This is a genomic window from Dactylosporangium sp. NPDC000244 (assembly GCF_040300725.1).
Taxonomy (GTDB): domain Bacteria; phylum Actinomycetota; class Actinomycetes; order Mycobacteriales; family Micromonosporaceae; genus Dactylosporangium.
Genome location: NZ_JBEPEH010000043.1, coordinates 35993 through 55402, shown reverse-complemented (window position 1 = coordinate 55402; position 19410 = coordinate 35993). Strand labels below are relative to the sequence as shown.

Genomic DNA, 19410 nt, shown 5'->3' with positions numbered 1-19410 from the left:
GTGAATCTTCCCGCCGCGGCCGCGAGCCTGACCGGTCTGTCCGTCGGGGACGCGCTGGGCGCCCCGTTCGAGATGAAGCCCGCGATGGCCGACGGCGCGGTGTTCGAGCCGCCGCCCGCGCCCTGGCGGTGGACCGACGACACGGAGATGGCCTGCACGCTGTTCGAGGCGCTGCGGCGCGACGGGCACGTGGACCAGGATCGCCTGGCCGTCGCGTTCGCCCAGCGCTGGAGCGCCGACCGCGGGTACGGCCGCGGCTCCGTCTCCCTGCTCGCCGACATCCGCGCCGGGGTGCCCTGGCGCTCGGCCGCGAGCGCGCTGTTCTCCGGGCGCGGCTCGGCGGGCAACGGGGCCGCGATGCGGGTCGCTCCGCTGGGCGCCTTCTTCCGCGCCGACCCCGATCTCGCCGCGCGCGAGGCGGTGCTGTCCGCCGAGGTGACCCACCGGCACCCGGAGGGCGTGGCCGGCGCGGTCGCGGTCGCCCTGGCCGCCGCGCACGCCGCCGGCGACCGGCCCGGGGGCACGCCGAGCCTCCTGCGCCAGGTGCTGCACCACCTGCCGCCGTCGGACGTGCGGGACGGGATCGCACGGGCGACCCGGATCGCGCCGGACACCGACTCGCGGGAGGCCGGGGCCGATCTCGGCAACGGCTCCCACGCGCTGGCGCAGGACACGGTGCCGTTCGCGCTGTGGGTGGCGGCGGCGCACCTCGAGGACTACCCGGCGGCGCTGGAGGCCTGTGTGCGGGCGGGCGGCGACGTCGACTCGGTCTGCGCGATCGTGGGCGGGGTGGTCGCGGCTCGGGTCGGTACGGCCGGCATTCCCGCCGAATGGATCGGCGCCCGTGAACCGCTTCCTGATTGGCTCCAGAGGCCGTAGTCACACTACGTGAGCAATGGGCTGTTGCGCAGGCGAATGCGATATATTGACCATTATCCTTGATTCTCTCGGGTGATATCGGGCATGAGCTGCGTAGGAGCTTGATCAGCGCGGGTCCCTCATCCCGGCGAATGAAGGTTTTTCGGAGTCGCCCGGGGTAACAATGTGCTCATGCCACACCCTGCCGCGACCTATCGACTCGGTATCGTGTCGACCTATCTGCCCCGCCAATGCGGTCTCGCGACCTACACCGCGGACCTGCGCGAGGCGCTGGGTGTCGCCACCGACGACCTGGAATCAGTCGTCGTGGCCATCGACCGTGACGGGCACACCTACGGCGACGAGGTCGTCGCCACCATCACCCAGGACCGCATCGAGGACTACTCCTCGGCGGCCCGCATGCTGCGCGAGGCCGGCGTCCAGGTCGTGCTGATCCAGCACGAGTACGGGATCTTCGGCGGGCCCGACGGCTCACACCTGCTCGAGCTCACCCGCGCGCTCAACGCGTGCGGCATCCCGTACCTGCTGACGCTGCACACCGTGCTCCCGCACCCGTCGCCGGGCCAGGCCGCCACGCTGCGCGCCCTCTGCGCCCGCGCCGCCCGCGTCACGGTGTTCACCGAGACCGCGCGCCGGGTCGCGATCCGCACCGGCATCGCCGCCGGGCACCAGCTCGTCGTGGTGCCGCACGGCGCGCCGGACGCGATGCGCCGCCCGCCGGAGCCGTCCACGCTGCGGCCGGAGCTGCGCGAGCTGCTCGACAAGGTCCGGGACAAGCCGACGCTCACCACCTTCGGCCTGCTGGGCAAGGGCAAGGGCATCGACATCGCGATCGACTCCCTCGCCGAGGTGGTGGGCAAGCACCCCGACGTGCAGTACATCGTCGCCGGCACGACTCACCCCGAGATCAAGCGGCAGGAGGGTGAGACCTACCGCGACGGCCTGCACGAGCAGGTGCGGCGGCTCGGACTGGCCGACAACGTGCACTTCGTCGACGCCTTCCTGGCCCTCGACGAGCTCTCCGCGATCCTGCACGCGAGCACGCTGTTCGTCACGCCGTACCGCCAGCCCGAGCAGATCTGCTCGGGCGCCCTCACGTTCGCGCTGGGCGCGGGGCTGCCCGCGGTCTCGACGGCGTACTCCTACGCGGAGGACATGCTGGCCGGCGGGGCCGGTCGCGTGGTGCCGATCGGCGACGGGGCCGCCCTCGCCGCCGAGATCATCGACCTGCTCAGCGACGCCCGGGCGCTCGCCGCGGCCAAGACGGTCGCCGAGGCGTGCGCGTCCTGGCTGCCCTGGCCGGCGGTCGCGGCCCGCGAGGCGGATCTCGTCGCCGACGTCGTGCGCCAGGCCGAGGCGGCCACCGCGCGCCCGGGCCACGCGACCGCGGCCGCGCCGCCGCTCAACCTCGACCACCTGAGCCGGCTCACCGACGAGATCGGCATCATCCAGTTCGCCAGTGGCCCGATCCCCGACCCGTCCTCCGGCTACTGCGTCGACGACGTGGCGCGGCTGGCGATCGTGGCCGCGGACCTGCTCGCGGTCGGCGCGGAGACGCGCCCGACCACGGCGGCGACCCGCTGGCTGCGGCAGTCGATCCGGTTCCTGACCGCGGCCTACGACCCCTCCGGGGCGATGCACAACGTGCTCAGCTACGGCGGCACCTGGCAGGACTGGCCGCACATGGGTGACCACGTCGGTCGTACGGTCTGGGCGCTGGGCGTGCTCGTGGGGACCCCGGCCGTCCCGGACGACATCCGGCGCCCGGCCGCGGCCCTGCTGGACGAGCTCGGCCCGCGCACCGAGGGGCTCGCCGGGCTGGGTCTGCGGGCGGCGGCGTACGCGCTGATCGGCCTCGCCCGCGCCGGCCGCACGGAACAGGCCGCCCCGCTGCTCTACCGGCTCGACGAGGCGCTGACGGAGACGTCGGCCGCCGACCCGGCCTGGCGCTGGTTCGAGCCCGAGCTCACCTACGACAACGCCCGCCTGCCCCAGGCCATGCTCCTGGGCGCGGCCCTGCTCGAGGACGACGCCGCGGCCGCCCGGGCCATCGCCGCCCTCGACTGGTACGTCCAGCACGTGGGCCTGGCCGACGGCACCCTGCGCTGCGTGGGCAACAAGTGGCACCAGCGGGACGAGCCCGCCGCGCACTGGGTGGCCGACGACGGCGACGAGCAGCCCCTCGACGCGGCCGCCGTGACCGAGGCGCTCGTGGACTCGTGGCAGCACACCGCCGACCCGCACCACGCGCGGCTGGCCGGCTGGGCCTTCGCCTGGTTCCTGGGCCGCAACCGGGCCGGAGCCCGGATGTACGTGGACGCGACCGGGGCCTGCCACGACGGTTTGTCTGCCACTGAGCCAAATGGGAACCAAGGGGCCGAGTCCACGCTAGCCTATTACCAAGCGCTTCTCAGCCTGCTCAGGGCCGGTTTGGCCGCGCTGCCGCATCCAGTGGCGGCTACGACCCCGGTCCCGACCTCCCTGCCGACGACCACGCTCTCCAAGCCCACCAACAAGGGCCGCGTGGTCGGGCGGGCATCGGCCGGCTTCAGCGCGACGGCCACACCGCCCCGCCTGCGCACCACGGAGGACCATTCCGATGCACTTTGACGCGGAGCTCTTCCATCGGGAAGCGAGCAACCCCCTGGTCACGGCCAGGGACTTCCCGTATCCGATCAACAGCGTCTTCAACCCGGGCGCCTGCATGCACAACGGCGACACGGTCCTGCTCTGCCGGGTCGAGGATCGCCGCGGCATCTCGCACCTGACCGTCGCCCGCAGCAAGGACGGGCGAACCGGGTGGACGGTCGAGGGCAAGCCGCTCATCGCCGACGACCCGACCGACGCCCACAGCTGCTGGGGCGTGGAGGACCCTCGGGTCACGTACGTCGAGGAGCTCGGCGGCTATGTGATCGCCTACACGGCGTACGGCCCGGGCGGCCCGTGCGTCGCGCTGGCCAGGACCGAGGACTTCCAGACCGTCGAGCCCCTCGGCATCGTGATGCCGCCCGAGGACAAGAACGCGTCGCTGCTCCCGCGGCGAATCGACGGCGACTACGTGCTGTTCCACCGCCCGGTCTCCGTCCTGTCCGCCCGCGCCGACGTGTGGCTGTCCAAGTCCAAGGACCTGCGTTCGTGGACGACGCCCGAGCCGGTGATGCAGTCGCGCTCCGGCCCCTGGTGGGACGCCACCCGGATCGGCATGGGCCCGCCGCCGATCGAGACGCCGCACGGCTGGCTCGCGGTGTACCACGGCGTGAAGCAGATGGTCGCGACGTCGATCTACCGCGTCGGGCTGGTCATGCTCGACCTGGACGATCCGACCAAGGTCATCCGCCGTACCCCGAGCTGGCTGCTCGGCCCCGACGCGGACTACGAGCGCGTCGGGGACGTGCCGAACGTGGTCTTCCCCACCGGTCTCGTCCACGACGAGGCGCGCGACGAGCTGCGGATGTACTACGGCGCGGCCGACCTCACCGTGGCGATGGCGAGCGCCCGGTACTCAGAGGTCGTCGACTACCTGGTCTCGCTGCCACCCGAAGACGAGTGACCCGAGGGGACCGCGCCCGCTACCTGGGCGCGGTCCCTTTCGCTACGGGCACCCGCACGAGGTTGCCCCACTCCGTCCACGATCCGTCGTAGTTGCGCACGTGCTCGTAGCCGAGCAGGTGGGTGAGGACGAACCAGGTGTGGGACGAGCGCTCCCCGATGCGGCAGTACGCCACGATGTCGTCGTCCGGCCGCAGCCCGAGCTCGTCGGCGTAGATCGCGCGCAGCTCGTCGGCCGGCTTGAACGACCCGTCGTCGCGGGTCGCCTGCTTCCACGGCTTGCTGAGCGCCCCCGGGATGTGGCCGCCCCGCAGCGCCCCTTCCTGTGGATAGTCCGGCATGTGGAGCAGTTCGCCGGTGTACTCCCCCGGCGACCGGACATCGACGAGCGGACGATCGGCCTTGATGTGCTCGAACACGTCCTCGCGGAAGGCCCGAATCCGCAGGTCGTCCCGCTGCGTGACCGGGTAGTCGGTGGCCTCCCGCACGGGGACGTCCCGCGTCATCGCCCGCCCCTCGGCGACCCACTTCGACCGGCCGCCGTCGAGAATGCGCATGTCACGGTGCCCGAACAGCTCGAACACCCACAGCGCGTAGGTCGCCCACCAGTTGAAGTTGTCGCCGTAGAACACGATCGTGTCGTCGGCCTTGATCCCCTTGCGACGGCAGAGCGCGGCGAAGTTCTCGGCGTCGAGGTAGTCGCGCGTGACCTGGTCGTTGAGCTCGGTGTGCCAGTCGACCTTGACCGCACCGGCGATGTGCCCGGTGTCGTAGAGCAACACGTCCTCGTCGGACTCGACCACGACGAGGCCTGGCTCTCCGAGATGTTCAGCCAGCCAGTCGGTGCTGACAACCCGCTCCGGGTGCGCGTACGCAGTCATTGTTCGATTGTCCCTCGCCCGGCGCCCCTCCGGGCTCGCCTTCAGCTCTGCGACTCCGCGGTCGGGGGTCGGCGCAGCTCGTCGAGGAGCTGCTCCACGTGGTGGCGGATCTCGTCGCGGATCGATCGTACGGCCTCGAGCTCCCGGCCGGCGGGGTCGTCGAGCTGCCAGTCCAGGTAACGCTTGCCGGGGAAGACCGGGCAGACGTCGCCGCAGCCCATGGTGATCAGCACGTCGGACGACTCGGCCGTGTCCCAGTCGAGCTTGCGCGGGGTGTTGGCGGTGATGTCGATGCCGACCTCGCGCATGGCCTCGACCGCGACCGGGTTGATCCGCTCGGCCGGGTCGGAGCCGGCCGAGCGGACCTCCACCGAGTCGCCGGCCAGGTGGCGCAGCCAGCCGGCGGCCATCTGCGAGCGGCCCGCGTTGTGCACGCAGACGAACAGGACGGAAGGCTTGCTCATGATGTGTGCTCCTGGAGTGCCGGGTGGGCGGCGATGGCGGCCGGGGCCGGGTACAGCGCGGCGACGAGCCCGACGCCGACGACGAGACCCGCGAGCTGGGCGGCGATGAAGCCGGGGACGGAGGCGGGCGCGATGCCGGCGAAGGTGTCGGTGAAGGCGCGGCCGATCGTCACGGCGGGGTTGGCGAAGCTGGTCGAGGACGTGAACCAGTACGCGGCGCCGATGTATGCGCCGACGGCGGCCGGGGCGGCCGCGGTCCGGCCCGAGCGGGCGAGCGCGAAGACGAGCAGCAGCAGCCCGGCGGTCGCGACGATCTCGCCGAGCCACAGGTGCCCGCCGGTTCGGTCCGTCGCGGACAGGTCCACCGCCGGGAGCCGGAACATGAGATCGGCGAGCACGGAGCCGCCGATCGCCCCCGTCGTCTGGGCGGCGACGTAGGCGCCGAGGTCCCGGCCGGTCAGGCCGGCGCCCGAGCGGCGGCCGAGGAACCAGTCCGCCGCCGACACGACGGGGTTGAAGTGCGCCCCGGACACCGGCCCGAGCATCAGGATCAGCGCGCCCAGCGCGAACGCGGTCGCGATCGAGTTCTCCAGCAGCTGCAGACCGACGTCGCCGGGGCTGAGCCGGGTGGCCATGATCCCGGACCCGACGACCGCCGCGACCAGCAGCGCGGTGCCGACGAACTCCGCGAGGAGCCGTCGCCAGAGCACCGCCTTCACCTCGGCACCGCCGGCGCGATGCGCTCGATGCGCCCGGCAAGGTCCGCGTAGGCCGCCTCGAAGGACTCGTCGGTGTCGGCGCGGGCCGGATCCGGAACCGACCAGTGCAGGCGCGGTGCCGCCGGGCCGGTGAGCTCCTCGTGGGCGTTGTCGCACACGGCGATGACGAGATCCCCGTCCCGGACGACGTCGCCGACGCGGGCGGTGCCGGTCGGGTCGAGGGCGAGGCCGTGGCGGTGGGCGACCCGCACGGCCCGGGGATGGACGCGCGCGGCCGGATGGGTGCCGGCCGAGGCGACGGCGCCGCCGATGCGGTCCCGCCAGAGGGCCTCCGCCAGCTGCGAGCGGGCCGAGTTGTGCGTGCACACGAACACCACCCGCTCCGCGGGGTCCAGCGCCGGCGGGGCCAGGGCGGCGAGGACCCCGGGGACGAGCCGGAGGTAGGTGCGCCGGCGGTCGCCCTCCGAGCGGGCCCGGGTGACGAGGCCGGCCTCCTCGAGGACCTTCACGTGATGCGCGACCAGGTTCGTGGACATGGCGAGGCGCTGCCCGACCTCGCCGGGGGACGCGTCGCCCAGCGTCAGGGCGTCGACGATCGACAGCCGGGCCGGGTCACCGAGCGCGGCGTGCACCCGGGCCCGCCGGTGCAGCGAGGAAAGCTCAGCATTCATTGACTCAATAGTTGCTGAGTTACTCTACGGGCGTCAAGTGGGACAATCCGGCAAGGCAATTTGATCTTCAAACGGGGGGCGTTCTGATGGGGACCAGCTACGAAACCGTGCTCGTGGCGGCCGAGTTCGACGACGTCGTCGGAGTCGTCCGGGCGACCGGGCGGGCGGCGCTCGTGGTGCCGGTGGTTGCCGGGCGCGTCGCCGTCGTCCCGCGTGAGGAGGAGTGGGGCGGGGCGCTGTTGAAGCCGATCGCGCTGCCCGTCAGCCAGGTGCTGCACTGCTCGGTGCTCACGTCCGAGGTGTTCGACTCCGACGTCGTGACCTGCCGGGTGTACGAGGACGGGCGGCCCACCCACCGGTACGTCTCCGAGCTCGAGATGATCGTCGAGTGGTTCGAGGACTCCGACGGGGAGTTCAAGGCTCGGCTCGACGGAGAGGTACTGCCGACGGATCAGCTGCCCAAGGGGCCGCTCGGGGCCGACGCCGCCGTGTTCGCGCCGTTCGCGGTCGGCGCCGCCGATCTCGGGGCGATCGATGCGGCGCTGCGGAACGTGGACGGCTCCGGCTTCGCCGAGGAGCAGCACGCGGCCATCCTCAGGGCGCTGGGGCTGCCCGTCGAGGCGCTCACCATCGCGTTCCGGCATGTGAGGCGCGACCAGTTCGCCGATGGGGTGGGCCTCAACCTGTAGGCGCCCGGCCCGACCGGATGCCGTGATCGTTAAGAGCATGGTGGGCTGGGTAACAGATCTGCATCGAGGTCGGGAGGTCTTGGCGATGACGATGCAGACGGTCCGGGATGTGATGACCACCAACGTGGTCTACCTGCCGAGCGAGACGACACTCGCCGAGGCGGCACGGACCATGCGGGAGCAGGATATCGGCGATGTGGTCGTGGCCGATGGACCCGAGCTCAGCGGGCTGGTGACCGACCGGGACATCGTCGTGCGGGCCGTCGCCGAGCGGTGCGACCCGGCGGCGACGACGATCGGGGAGATCCTCACCAAGGAGCTGGTCACCGTCCGGCCCGAGGACTCGATCCACTCCGCGGCGCTGCTCATGCGCGACCAGGCCGTGCGCCGCGTGCTGGTCTGCGACGACAACAACGGGTTGGTCGGGATCGTGTCGATCGGGGATCTGGCTGAGGAGATCGACCCCGATTCGGTCCTCGGTGGCATCAGTAAGGCCGAACCCAACAACTGAAGACCGCGCGACACGTGCACGCGCGCCTCGATCAGTCACCGTCAGTCACTGTCAAGGCGCGCGTGCAGGTGCATGTCGTGCCAGCCGTCGAGGGGCCGCAGCGCCTTGCGCTGCACGCCCTCGGCCGCGAAGCCGGCCACGGTCGCGACGCGGCACGACGCGGTGTTCTCCACGGAGTGCCGGACCTCCAGGCGGTGCAGGCCCAGCGTGCCGAAGACCCAGCCCGCCAGCGCCCCGAGCGCCCGCGGGGCGATGCGGCGGCCGCGGAAGGCGGGCAGCACCCAGTACGACACCTCGGCCTGGCCGTCGACCAACTGCAGGCTGCGGAGCGAGATCTGCCCCGCCACCTCGTCGCCGTCCGTCGTGACCGCCCAGCCGGCCCGGGTCTCGGTGCTCCAGCGCTCCGGCCACGCCGCGACCCACGCGGCCGCCTCGTCGTCGTCCATCGCGCGGCAGTGCCAGCGCTGGACGGCCGGATCGGAGTACGCCGCGAGGACCGCGGGCTGGTCGGCGAGCCGCCACGGGCGCAGCGTCAGGCCCTCGGCCGGCAGGATGGGCTGGGTGAGGGCGGCGAGGCTTCCGGGCTTCAGCACATCTGCGACAAGGGTCGGCACAGCGGTACGTTAGCAAGGTGGAGATGCCTGGCAAGCTGGCCGCGATCGTGGAGGATTTCGCCTCCGCGCCGCGGGACGTGGTGCTCGAGATGCTGCTGGAGTTCTCGGACGCCGTCCCGCCGCTCCCGCCTGAGCTCGCGGAGCACGCCGGCATGGAGCAGGTGCCGGAGTGCCAGACGCCCTTCTTCCTGAAGGCCGACGTCACCCAGCAGAAGACCGTTCAGCTGTACTTCGACTGCCCACCCGAGGCCCCGACCACCCGCGCCTTCGCCGGCATCCTGGCCGAGGGGCTCGAGGGCGCGACGGCTGACGAGGTGCTGGCCGTGCCGGCCGACCTCTACCAGCGGATGGGCCTGGCCAACGCGATCAGCCCGCTGCGGGTGCGGGGCGGCACGGCGATCCTGCAGCGGCTCAAGCGCCAGGTCTCAGAGAGCCAGGCCGTCCACGACGGTGGCGCCGGGGATTGAGGCCAGCACGGCGCCGGGCAGCACGATCTTGCTCCCCCGGATGCCGCTGCCGATCACGGCGGCGTCGACGGACTGGACCCGCGCGTCGATGTACACCGGCCAGTCGGCGGGCAGACCGATCGGGGTGATGCCGCCGTACTCCATCCCGCTGAGCCCCACCGCGTCGTCCATGGGCGCGAAGCTGGCCTTGCGGGTGCCCAGCAGCCGCCGGACCGCCCCGTTCACGTCGGCGCGGGTGGTCGCCAGGATGACGCAGGCCGCGTAGATGCCGGCCGGCTTGCCGACGACGATCACGCAGTTCGCGGATTGTTCGAGGGTGACGTCGTACGCCTCGCAGAAGGCCGCGGTGTCGGCGAGCCCGGGATCGATCGGCGCGACCTGGATCCGGTCGGCGTCCGGCAGCGCCTTCAGCGCGGTGTGCACGGGCGGGGCGAGCAGCGCGGGCGCGTCGAGCGCCGGCGAGAGATCGAGATTCAAGTACTACGCCTTTGGCTCTGGCCGAGAATCGTCCAACTGCATTTCAGCGTCCGTCGTCGAGTGCGAGGGCCTTCATGAAGATGTCCCCGATCCTAGACGGGTCGGAGGCGATGAAGACCGCGCCGCCCGTGGCGTCGACGATGCGCTGCATCTCGGCCTGGTTCACCTCGGAGCCGACGCCGATGATGATGATCTGCACCGGCTGGTCCTTCTTCTCGGCCTTGTTCAGCGAGCCGACCAGCCCGTCGAGCGACTGCCCGCTCGGGTCGTTGTTGCGGCCGCCGGTCACCACGACGACCGAGTTGCCGCGCCCGGGGTCCCAGCCCTGCTGCACCGTCTGGTAGGCGGCGAGGATGGTGTCGTACAGCCCGCTCCCGCCCTTGGGGTTGGGCTTGAGGCCCCCGAGCGCGCCCCGTAACTGGTCGCGCTGGGTCGTCAGCGGGCCGATCGGCACGAGCTCCTGATAGTCGTGGTTGCCCGCCATGGCCGTGGAGAAGCACCACAGCCCGACGGCCCACGAGTCGGGGAACAGGTCCAGGCCCCCCTGCGCCGCCTGGACCGCGACCTCCCCCTTGGTGAGCCCGCCGGCCGTGGGCACCGGCGACTTCATGGCGGCCGAGACGTCCACGACGGCGAGCATGCGTGACGGCCGCGTGATCTCGGTCCACATCTGCAGGGCCTTGGAGATCACGTTGGCGTCGGGCACCGGCGTGACCTGGCCGCCGGGCGGCGCGCTCGGGCTCAGCGTCATGCCGGTGCCGACCGTGCCGTCGTTGGCGCGCAGCTGGTGCTGGGCCAGCAGGTTGCGGAACGAGGCGCCGGCGAGCTGCTGGCGGAACGCCTCCGCTGCGGCCTCGCGGTCCGGGGCCAGGCGGGGCATCGCCGCGTACGGGAAGTCCAAGGCGATGGGGGCCGGGTCGGGGTACACGGCCACGAGCGGCACAGCCGGCCCGGCGGCGTTGTAGGCGTGCAGCGCCTGCTCGGACAGCGGCGCGAGGGTCACCGCGGTGGACAGGGTCCGGGGGTCGGCGTCGCGCGGGAAGCGCCCGATGAGGCCGGACTGCTGCTCGGTCTTGCCCGACATCAGCGACTTTACGGCGCCGACGGTCAGCGAGTCGCCCTCGGGGCCGAACTGGTCGCGCACCGAGGCCATCGCGACCAGGGTCGACACGCCGACCGAGTCGCGCTGGGGGTCCACGATGCCCGGCACGACCTGGCTGTTGCCGACGATCTGCTCGAGCACCTGCTTCCAGGTGACCTTGTTCTCGACCCAGCCGAGCTGCTTCGCGGTGGGCTCGGGCACGGCCAGCACGATGGGGCTGCGGGCCAGGGAGGGCGACGCGAGGGTCACGAGATCCTCGCGGGCCGCGCGCATGCGCTGGATCCAGATCGACGAGTCGGGGATCCAGACCTGCGGCACCTGCGTCTTGCCGTCGGCCTGGCCGACGCCGGGCACGGTCGCGCCGCTCTCGCCGGCGATCGCCGCGGCGACCTCGCCGGAGGCGACCGAGACCACGTCGACCGCGACGCACTCGTCGTTGACCCGTGGGTTGGTCTTCACCCACCGGCCCGCGACGTCCTTGATGACCGGCGCGATCTCCGGGCTGGCGGCGATGGACAGGCGCACCGTCCCCGCGCAGCCCGACGTCGACATGGCGCGGTACCCGCCGTAGACGGCACCGATGGCGACGAGGGGAAGGATCATGCCGGCCGCGAGGGCTACGAACCCGTTGCTCCTCAGGTCCGCTGCCCGATGCCGTCCTCTCACAGCTACCAATATTCCCTAGACAAGCGCTTCTCGGGTCACGCGTTCGGCCAATCGTGAAGGTGTTTCGCGGGCGCCAAATACACTGTGCTTTTGTGCGATTACTTTGGGTTCGAAACCCTTTGAGTTTGCTTTAGAGAGCCTTAGTAAGCGCGGCGACCAAGTTCCGCCGTCGTTCGTTGCCGCCGTCCGGACGCCAGGTGCAGGCGACGTCGAGCCCGGCCACGCGCCCGGTCGCCACCAGGTCGCCCACGGCGTCCAGGAGCTCGCCGGCGGAGGGCCCGCCATCGACCGGATACATCAACCCCGGGAGTTCCACCGGATCCACGACGTCGAGATCGACGTGAACGAGAAACTTACCGTCCGGGGGTCGAATTGCATTGATGTCGTACCGCATGAGACTAGCGCCGGCGAGATATTCGACCTCCGCGGGATCGAGATCCCGCGCGTCCACGAGCACCGCCCGCTCCTCGGGCACGGCCCGCAGCCCGAGCCGCTCGGCGATGAGTTCGGGGCGATACCCGACGAGCAGGCGCAAAGGCATTCCGCCGATGTACCCCGACGTCGACGTCTCCAGCGTCTGCACGTCCCCGTGCGCGTCGAACCACACCACCCCGACGTCCTCGCCGGCGCGCTGGAGCCCGGCCACGGCCGCGAGCGAGACGGTGCAGTCGCCCGAGAGCACGATAGGCGGCCGCTCGGCCCGGGCGACCTCGTCGGCGACCCGCTCGTAGAGCGCCGCGAGCCGCGTCCAGATGTCCCCGTCCGGCAGCTCCGCGGTCACCACGGTGTCGAGCGCGGCCGGAAGGTCGGCCTCGAGCCCGGCGAGGCGCTCGTCGAGGTGGTACGGGACGAGAATCATGCGTTGACCCTAGCCAGGTGAGGGCGATTCATCCACAGTGCTGACACGCGCCACCCGGCCGCACGCAATGCCGCCCTGAGCTGCCTCTTTCACCGCTCCGGGGCCTTCTTGTGCACAGCTTTATCCACATGTGCACAGGCGTCATCCACAGGCCCGCCTCGCCCTTCGTGTCAGGAAGGGTGTGGTGTGCGGCAAAGTCGCTTTCCCACGTACTTGGCCCCTGACAGGATGCCAACGGGGCAGATGACGGGGAGGAGCAGAGGGTGGCGCGGTGGTCGAGTTTCGTGGCGGTGGGCGACAGTTTCACCGAGGGCCTTGACGATCCCGAGCCCGACGGGCGCGGCTACCGAGGATGGGCCGACCTGGTCGCCGGTGTGCTGGCGGCGTCGAGCCCCGAGTTCCGGTACGCCAACTTAGCCGTCCGGGGCCGCCTGTTCGACAACATCGTGGCGGAGCAGGTGCCGCTGGCGGTCGCCATGAAGCCGGACCTGATCAGCTTCGCCGGCGGGGGCAACGACGCCTTGCGGCGAAACTGGGAGTACGACGGCATCGTCGCCCGCTTCGACCGAACCATCGAGAAGCTGCGAGCCACCGGCGCGGACGTGGTGATGTTCCGCTGGGCGGACATGACGGGCCGCATGCCCGGCGGCAAGATGCTCCGCCCCCGGGTCGACCTGTTCAACAACGCCATCGAGTCGGTGGGCGTGAAGTACGGCGCCCACGTGATCTCGCTGTGGGACGACCTGGAGTTCGCCAACCCCCGCCTGTGGGGCATCGATCGCCTGCACCTCTCGCCCGCGGGCCACCGCCGAGTGGCCGCCCACGTCCTGACGAAGCTCAACGTGCCGTGCGACCCGGACTGGCTGGCGGCCCCGCCGCCGCCCGAAGAACTGTCGTGGATGTCGCGCAAGGCGGCCGACGCCAAGTGGGCGACGCAGCACTTGGCCCCGTGGGTGAAACGCCGCCTGACGGGCAAGTCCTCGGGCGACAGGGTGACCGCGAAGCGCCCGGAGCTCGCCCCCCTCTCCGACTGACCCCTTTGGTCACCCGATGACGGGGCTGCGGCGTTCGATCAGCGTCACGTCGCGCCACGCGCCATGGTGCTGCCCGACGCGTTCGCGTGTGCCGATGGTGCGGAACCCGCACGCGGCGTGCAGGGCAAGGCTGGCGGTGTTCTCCGGGAAGATGCCCGACTGGATGGTCCAGATGCCGGCCGCCTCGGTGGACGCGATGAGTCCGTCGAGCAGGGCGCGGCCGACTCCCTGGCCTCGGGCGTCGGGGTGGACGTACACGGAGTGTTCGACCACGCCCGCGTAGACACACCGGTCGGAGACCCGACCGCAGGCGACCCAGCCGCAGACCCGATCGGCGGCGTCGAGCGCGACGAAGCGGTGTTCGAGCAGGCGACTCGCGGTGAACCTGGACCAGGCGGGCGGCTCGGTCTCGAAGGTGGCGTTGCCGGTCGCGATGCCGTGGGCGTAGATGTCGAGGACCTGAGCGGCGTGCTCGTTGGCCATCGGCGTGAGCCTCGTCCGGCTCATGCGGTCGCCGCAACGGTGATGGTGGACGTGTCGAGCAGCTGCGAAAGGGCGGCCATCCGCGAAGGGATGATCCAGTAGTACACCCACGTGCCCCGGCGCTGGCAGTCCACGAGACCGGCCTTGCGCAGCACCTTGAGGTGGTGCGAGATCGTCGGCCCGGTCAGGGTGAAGGCGTCGGTCAGGTCGCAGACGCACACCTCTCCGCCGGCCCGAGCGGCGATGAGGGACAGCAGGCGGAGACGGACCGGATCGCCGAGAGCTTTGAATCCGCGCGCGAGGTCCGCGGCGGTTTCCTCGCCGAGGGCCTCGGTGACCATCGGTGTGCAGCAGTCGTCTTGTCTCGACACCCGTCTAGTTTGACAGCTGTCTAGTCAGCGGTGCAATCTCTTACTTAGACCAACGTCTAGACAGAGGTGATGTGATGTCACGGGTACAGCTGGCGCTGCGGGTCGCGGACCTGGAGGGCTCGGTGGCGTTCTACTCGAAGCTGTTCGGAGTGGAACCGGCGAAGCGGCGGCCGGGCTATGCGAACTTCGCCGTCGAGCAGCCGCCGCTGAAGCTGGTGCTGCTGGAAGGCGAGGCGGGGCAGGAGACCGTCATGGACCACCTCGGTGTGGAGGTCTTCTCCACCGAGGAGGTCACCGCCGCCACGACCCGGCTGACGGAGGCGGGCCTGATCACGCTGGAGGAGAACGACACCGAGTGCTGCTACGCCTTGCAGGACAAGGTGTGGGTGCGCGGGCCGGGCGCGGAGCCATGGGAGGTGTACGTCGTCAAGGGTGACGCCGACCAACTGGTCAAGGACGCGGACAGCGAGTGCTGCACCGACGGCACCCTGGAGGACGACACCACCCCAGCAACCGCGACCACCGGCGGTTGCGCCTGTTGATCGACCCGACGCGAGCGCGGCCCGGTCTCGCACACCGGGCCCGCTCTAACCGCGGGAAGTGAACACCGCCGGCTTGGTCGTGCCGGACAACCGGCCCATGCTGTCGCCATGGTCCCGTCACGACCCCGGTTGCATTCCAACGTCGAGCAGCTCCTCACGGAGCTGTGCACCCAACTCGGCTTCTGCTTACCGCCCGACGACCGTCATCGGCTAGGCGAGTCTCCTCCAGCCAACGTGGACGCTTTCGCCGACGCAGTATTCAAGGCCGAGGGAATGACGTGGCCGTATGACAAGCGCCTCCGCCGCCAGGTACGCGAGCTTGTGGAGCGGCACATGACGACCTGGGAAGCAAACGGATGACACCGCGATCACCCACAACACAAACTCAAGGGTTCACAGCGCGAGACGTCGATAGGACCGACAGCCTGAAAGATCATCCACGACCGCAAGATGACGATTCACAACTGGAAGCGAAGCGCCCCAGTGGGATGCGAAGCGACCATGGGGGGTGCGGGGTGGGAACCCCCCGCCTCGAGCGAGCGAAGCGAGCGGGAAGGATCCACCGTCGCAACGGCGAACAGGGCGCAGCCCTGTGAGCAGGGTGCGCCCATCGACGGTGGAAGCGAGGGGACTCGAACCCCTAACCCCCGCCTTGCAAAGGCGGTGCTCTGCCAGTTGAGCTACGCCCCCGCTCGGGCTGGGCTACAGACTAGCGCAGGTCCGGGGCAGTCGTCGCCTCGTGCCAAAGGGCGCGCTCTTCGCTCGCGGCCTTGACGCGCTTCGCGACATAGGCGGCGGCTCCGACAACGGCAACCACCAGCAGCACCTTTTTCCACATGTGGGGCTAGCTGGAATCGAACCAGCGACCTCAGAGTTATCAGCTCTGCGCTCTAACCGACTGAGCTATAGCCCCATCAACACACCCTCGGGAAGACCTCCCCGAAGCGGTGCGAACAGAAGGTTACCGTACCCCACGCGCCCGCCCCAAACCGGTTCCCCCCTGGCGCGGCGCGCCGGGACCAGGGGGGATGAAACCGCAGGTCAGTCCTTCTCGGCGAGCGTGAGCTCGATGCCGCCGACGAGGTCGGCGCACACGTTGTAGATGAACGAGCCCAGGGTGGCCAGGGCGGTGAACAGGACCACGTTCACGACGCCCAGGAGGGCGGCGCCGCCGATGACGCCCTTCGCGGTGATGCGGAAGGTGCTGTCGGCCGAGCCGCCGGTCGAGCTGACCAGGTCGGCGAGGAGCTTGTTGATGCTCTTGAAGACGTCCATCGCGTCCAGGGCCAGGTACAGCACCGAGGTCGCGACGATCAGGACGACGAAGAGGACGAAGCTCACGGCGAAGGCGAACTTCATGACCGACCACGGGTCGATTCGCTTCAGGTGCAGCCGGGCCCGCCGTGGGCCGCGGCCCACGGCGGAGCTGACCGTCTTGCGGGCCGCCCGGACGGCCTCGGTGACGCGGGCCGAGCCGCTGACCGCGGGGGTCGGCGTGTTGATGGCCTGGGTCGCGGCCGCGGCCGGCGTGCGCACGGCGGCGCGGGCGATGGCCGAGACGCTGGCCGTGCCCGTGGCGGTCGTGCCCATGCCCGAGCCCGGGAACGAGACCGGCTGCGTCGAGCCGCCGGCGCTGGCCGGCGACTGGATCGGCACCGTCAGGGAGTCGGGCGGCGGCGCCATGCCCGGGGCACGCATGAACTTCGGCGTGCCCCCGCTCGTCGTCTCGCCGGACGTGCCGGCCCCGTTGACGGAGCCAGGCTCCCCACCGGCGGCAGGCGCCCCCGAGTCAGATCCCGTCATGGCAGCCTCTCCGGCCTTCTTGGCCTCATCGGTTGCCGAGGCGGTCCCCGACTTCGCCTGAGTGTCTGTCATCAACTAGTCCTGTTCGTCGGGCTCATCGGCGTTGCGGGCGATCGCGACGATGGTTACACCTTCGGGAAGGTCCATGAGCTTGACCCCCATTGTGTTCCGATCCCTCGTACGCCGTACAGGCTTCACGGGAGTCCGGATCACGCCACCATTTGAGGTGATGGCGAACAACTCGTCATCCGGGCTTATAACCACAGCGCCGACGAGACCACCGCGCCGCGACGTGATTTTAGCGGTGAGGACGCCCTTGCCGCCGCGCCCTTGCACCGGATACTCCTCGATGGGAGTCCGCTTGGCAAAACCACCATCGGTGGCCACCAGAACGTCCAGGTCCATCCCCTCGCGGACCACTTCCATGGCGAGCAGCTCGTCACCGTCGGTGAAGCGCATCCCGATCACGCCCGACGTGGCCCGCCCCATCGGGCGCAGCGTGTCGTCGTTGGCCGTGAACCGGATCGCCTGGGCCTGCTTGCTGACCAGCAGCAGATCGTCCTCCGGGCCGAGCAGCGCGGCGCCCACCAGCTCGTCGTCCTCGCGCAGGTTGATGCCGATGATGCCGCCCGAGCGGTTGGAGTCGAACTCCTCCAGCTTGGTCTTCTTCACCAGGCCATCCTTCGTCGCGAGGACAAGATACGGCGCCACCTGGTAATTCGGGATCTCGATCACCTGCGCGATGTGCTCTTCGGGTTGGAAGGCCAGCAGGTTGGCGACGTGCTGACCCTTCGCCGCCCGGCTCGCCTCGGGCAGCTCGTAGGCCTTTGCCCGGTAGACCCGACCTTTATTCGTAAAGAACAACATCCAGTCGTGCGTGGAGCACACGAAGAAGTGGCTGACGATGTCGTCCTGCCTCAGTGTCGCACCCGAGACTCCCTTGCCGCCGCGCTTCTGCGAGCGGTACAGGTCGACCTTGGTGCGCTTCGCGTAGCCGGTCCGCGTGATCGTCACCACAACGTCCTCCCGGACGATGAGGTCCTCCATGGAGACCTCGCCGTCGAAGGGGATGACCTGGGTGCGGCGGTCGTCGCCGCGGCGGGCGACGATCTCGGCGAGTTCGTCCGAGATGATCTGACGCACCCGCTCGGGCTTGGCCAGGATGTCCTTGTAGTCCGCGATCTCGATCTCGATCTTCGCCAACTCGTCGAAGATGCGCTGGCGCTCCAACGCGGCGAGCCGGCGCAGCTGCATGTCGAGGATCGCGGTGGCCTGGATGTCGTCGATGTCCAGGAGGTTCATCAGGCCGTTCTTGGACTCCTCGGCGCTCGGCGAGCGCCGGATGAGGGCGATCACCTCGTCGAGCATGTCGAGGGCCTTGACCAGGCCGCGCAGGATGTGTGCGCGCTCCTCGGCCTTGCGCAGCCGGTAGCGGGTGCGCCGCTCGATGACGTCGACCTGGTGGGCGACGTAGTAGCGCACGAACTGCGCGAGGTTGAGCGTGCGGGGCACGCCGTCGACCAGCGCCAGCATGTTGGCGCCGAACGTCTCCTGCAGCTGTGTGTGCTTGTAGAGGTTGTTGAGCACCACCTTGGCGACCGCGTCGCGCTTGAGCACGATCACCAGGCGCATGCCGGTGCGGCCGGAGGACTCCTCGCGGATGTCGGCGATGCCGGCGAGCTTGCCCTCCTTCACCAGGTCGGCGATGCGCTCGGCGAGGTTGTCGGGGTTGACCGCGTAGGGCAGCTCGGTCACCACGAGGATGGTCCGGCCGCGGGGGTCCTCCTCGACCTCGACGACCGCGCGCATGCGGATGGAACCGCGGCCCGTGCGGTACGCGTCGATGATGCCCGCGGTACCGACGATGAGGCCCTTGGTGGGGAAGTCCGGGCCCTTGACGATGCCGATCAGCTCGTCGAGGGTCTCGGCCTCGTCCGCGTTGGGGTTGTCGAGGCACCACTGCACGGCCGCGGCGATCTCGCGCAGGTTGTGCGGCGGGATGTTGGTGGCCATGCCGACCGCGATGCCCGTGCTGCCGTTGACCAGCAGGTTGGGGATGCGCGACGGCAGGATGGTGGGCTCCTGGGCCCGGCCGTCGTAGTTGGGGACGAAGTCGACGGTCTCCTCGTCGATGTCCCGCAGCATCTCCATGGCCAGCGGGTCGAGGCGGGCCTCGGTGTACCGCATGGCCGCGGCGGGGTCGTTGCCCGGCGAACCGAAGTTGCCATTGCCGTCGATCAGCGGGTAGCGCAGCGACCAGCCCTGGGCCATGCGGACCAGCGCGTCGTAGATCGAGGCGTCGCCGTGCGGGTGGTAATTGCCCATCACGTCGCCGACGACGCGGGCGCACTTGACGTAGCCGCGGTCCGGGCGGTAGCCGCCGTCGAACATCGCGTAGAGGATCTTGCGGTGCACCGGCTTGAGGCCGTCGCGCACGTCGGGCAGGGCTCGCCCGACGATGACGCTCATCGCGTAGTCGAGGTACGAACGCTGCATCTCGACTTCGATGCCGACCGGCTCGATACGGCTGGCGACCGCAGACCCACCCTCGGCCGGAGTCTCTTCCGGGTTCTCAGGGGTGGAAGTCGGTTCCGTCACGCTGTCTATTCCTTCTCTCTAGCCGGCCGGG

At 70.4% G+C, this 19410-nt stretch carries 21 protein-coding genes and 2 tRNA genes; 8 read left to right on the top strand and 15 right to left on the bottom strand.

Going from position 1 to position 19410, the window contains the following annotated elements; all coding sequences use genetic code 11:
- The 3 genes from ABT369_RS45435 to ABT369_RS45425 all read left to right on the top strand — a co-directional run bounded on the left by ABT369_RS45435 (window position 1) and on the right by ABT369_RS45425 (window position 4429).
- Entirely contained in the window at window positions 1-879 is an 879-nt protein-coding gene (locus ABT369_RS45435; protein ID WP_350622634.1) for an ADP-ribosylglycohydrolase family protein, read from the top strand.
- A 207-nt stretch (window positions 880-1086) separates the two neighbouring features.
- The gene (locus ABT369_RS45430) at window positions 1087-3489 is read left to right on the top strand and encodes a glycosyltransferase (RefSeq protein ID WP_350622632.1); all 2403 of its coding nucleotides are present in this window, start codon (window positions 1087-1089) and stop codon (window positions 3487-3489) included.
- Window positions 3479-4429 (top strand): glycoside hydrolase family 130 protein, encoded by a 951-nt coding sequence (locus ABT369_RS45425; RefSeq protein ID WP_350622630.1) that lies wholly within the window; start codon window positions 3479-3481, stop codon window positions 4427-4429. The genes ABT369_RS45430 and ABT369_RS45425 overlap by 11 nt, the downstream gene beginning before the upstream one ends.
- A 19-nt stretch (window positions 4430-4448) precedes the next feature.
- Here the strand turns inward: ABT369_RS45425 and ABT369_RS45420 are convergent, their stop codons facing one another.
- From ABT369_RS45420 to ABT369_RS45405, 4 genes are read right to left on the bottom strand one after another with little or no spacing between them, the layout of a single operon-like run.
- The gene (locus tag ABT369_RS45420) at window positions 4449-5309 is read right to left on the bottom strand and encodes a sulfurtransferase (RefSeq protein ID WP_350622628.1); all 861 of its coding nucleotides are present in this window, start codon (window positions 5307-5309) and stop codon (window positions 4449-4451) included.
- 41 nt (window positions 5310-5350) lie between these two features.
- Window positions 5351-5776: an arsenate reductase ArsC gene (locus tag ABT369_RS45415; protein WP_350622734.1), complete on the bottom strand. Its 426-nt coding sequence runs from the start codon at window positions 5774-5776 to the stop codon at window positions 5351-5353.
- Window positions 5770-6483 carry an aquaporin gene (locus tag ABT369_RS45410; protein WP_350622626.1) on the bottom strand — a complete coding sequence of 238 codons (714 nt, stop codon included), beginning with the start codon at window positions 6481-6483 and terminating at the stop codon, window positions 5770-5772. The genes ABT369_RS45415 and ABT369_RS45410 overlap by 7 nt, the downstream gene beginning before the upstream one ends.
- Before the next feature lie 5 nt (window positions 6484-6488).
- Window positions 6489-7163, bottom strand: a complete 675-nt coding sequence (locus tag ABT369_RS45405) for an arsenate reductase/protein-tyrosine-phosphatase family protein (protein WP_350622624.1) — start codon at window positions 7161-7163, stop codon at window positions 6489-6491.
- Between the two features lie 86 nt (window positions 7164-7249).
- Here ABT369_RS45405 and ABT369_RS45400 point away from each other — a divergent pair, with 86 nt between their 5' ends.
- A complete protein-coding gene (locus ABT369_RS45400; protein ID WP_350622622.1) occupies window positions 7250-7852 on the top strand; it encodes a hypothetical protein in 603 nt (200 codons plus the stop codon).
- Between the two features lie 85 nt (window positions 7853-7937).
- Window positions 7938-8363 carry a CBS domain-containing protein gene (locus ABT369_RS45395; RefSeq protein WP_223100327.1) on the top strand — a complete coding sequence of 142 codons (426 nt, stop codon included), beginning with the start codon at window positions 7938-7940 and terminating at the stop codon, window positions 8361-8363.
- Between the two features lie 41 nt (window positions 8364-8404).
- Here the strand turns inward: ABT369_RS45395 and ABT369_RS45390 are convergent, their stop codons facing one another.
- Window positions 8405-8977 (bottom strand): GNAT family N-acetyltransferase, encoded by a 573-nt coding sequence (locus ABT369_RS45390; RefSeq protein WP_350622620.1) that lies wholly within the window; start codon window positions 8975-8977, stop codon window positions 8405-8407.
- A gap of 23 nt (window positions 8978-9000) precedes the next feature.
- Between ABT369_RS45390 and ABT369_RS45385 the strand changes: the two genes are divergently transcribed.
- Window positions 9001-9444, top strand: coding sequence for a SufE family protein (locus tag ABT369_RS45385; RefSeq protein WP_350622732.1), 444 nt, complete (start codon window positions 9001-9003; stop codon window positions 9442-9444).
- On the opposite strand, the gene ABT369_RS45380 is transcribed toward ABT369_RS45385, so the two are convergent.
- The 3 genes from ABT369_RS45380 to ABT369_RS45370 all read right to left on the bottom strand — a co-directional run bounded on the left by ABT369_RS45380 (window position 9403) and on the right by ABT369_RS45370 (window position 12548).
- Window positions 9403-9921, bottom strand: a complete 519-nt coding sequence (locus ABT369_RS45380) for a YbaK/EbsC family protein (RefSeq protein ID WP_350622618.1) — start codon at window positions 9919-9921, stop codon at window positions 9403-9405. The two genes, ABT369_RS45385 and ABT369_RS45380, sit on opposite strands and share 42 nt — an antisense overlap.
- Window positions 9922-9964: 43 nt before the next feature.
- Window positions 9965-11626, bottom strand: a complete 1662-nt coding sequence (locus tag ABT369_RS45375) for a substrate-binding domain-containing protein (RefSeq protein ID WP_350622616.1) — start codon at window positions 11624-11626, stop codon at window positions 9965-9967.
- 193 nt (window positions 11627-11819) lie between these two features.
- Window positions 11820-12548, bottom strand: coding sequence for an arginase family protein (locus tag ABT369_RS45370; protein ID WP_350622614.1), 729 nt, complete (start codon window positions 12546-12548; stop codon window positions 11820-11822).
- 263 nt (window positions 12549-12811) lie between these two features.
- On the opposite strand from ABT369_RS45370, the gene ABT369_RS45365 reads away from it, so the two are divergent.
- Complete coding sequence (locus ABT369_RS45365) at window positions 12812-13582, top strand: SGNH/GDSL hydrolase family protein (protein ID WP_350622612.1); 771 nt, start codon at window positions 12812-12814, stop codon at window positions 13580-13582.
- Window positions 13583-13591: 9 nt separating this feature from the next.
- Here the strand turns inward: ABT369_RS45365 and ABT369_RS45360 are convergent, their stop codons facing one another.
- Window positions 13592-14089 carry a GNAT family N-acetyltransferase gene (locus ABT369_RS45360; protein WP_350622610.1) on the bottom strand — a complete coding sequence of 166 codons (498 nt, stop codon included), beginning with the start codon at window positions 14087-14089 and terminating at the stop codon, window positions 13592-13594.
- Window positions 14086-14406, bottom strand: coding sequence for an ArsR/SmtB family transcription factor (locus ABT369_RS45355; protein ID WP_350622730.1), 321 nt, complete (start codon window positions 14404-14406; stop codon window positions 14086-14088). Before ABT369_RS45355 ends, ABT369_RS45360 begins: the two co-directional genes overlap by 4 nt.
- Window positions 14407-14510: 104 nt before the next feature.
- On the opposite strand from ABT369_RS45355, the gene ABT369_RS45350 reads away from it, so the two are divergent.
- Window positions 14511-14978, top strand: a complete 468-nt coding sequence (locus ABT369_RS45350) for an ArsI/CadI family heavy metal resistance metalloenzyme (RefSeq protein ID WP_350622608.1) — start codon at window positions 14511-14513, stop codon at window positions 14976-14978.
- Window positions 14979-15595: 617 nt separating this feature from the next.
- On the opposite strand, the gene ABT369_RS45345 is transcribed toward ABT369_RS45350, so the two are convergent.
- The 5 genes from ABT369_RS45345 to gyrA form a co-directional block, all read right to left on the bottom strand.
- Window positions 15596-15668, bottom strand: a tRNA-Ala gene (locus ABT369_RS45345).
- A 19-nt stretch (window positions 15669-15687) separates the two neighbouring features.
- Window positions 15688-15816, bottom strand: a complete 129-nt coding sequence (locus ABT369_RS45340; RefSeq protein WP_345120593.1) for a DLW-39 family protein — start codon at window positions 15814-15816, stop codon at window positions 15688-15690.
- Window position 15817: 1 nt separating this feature from the next.
- Window positions 15818-15891: transfer RNA gene (locus ABT369_RS45335), tRNA-Ile, on the bottom strand.
- A 128-nt stretch (window positions 15892-16019) separates the two neighbouring features.
- Complete coding sequence (locus ABT369_RS45330; protein WP_350622606.1) at window positions 16020-16853, bottom strand: DUF3566 domain-containing protein; 834 nt, start codon at window positions 16851-16853, stop codon at window positions 16020-16022.
- 3 nt (window positions 16854-16856) lie between these two features.
- Window positions 16857-19379 (bottom strand): DNA gyrase subunit A, encoded by a 2523-nt coding sequence (gene gyrA / locus ABT369_RS45325; protein ID WP_350622604.1) that lies wholly within the window; start codon window positions 19377-19379, stop codon window positions 16857-16859.
- Window positions 19380-19410: the final 31 nt, after the last annotated feature.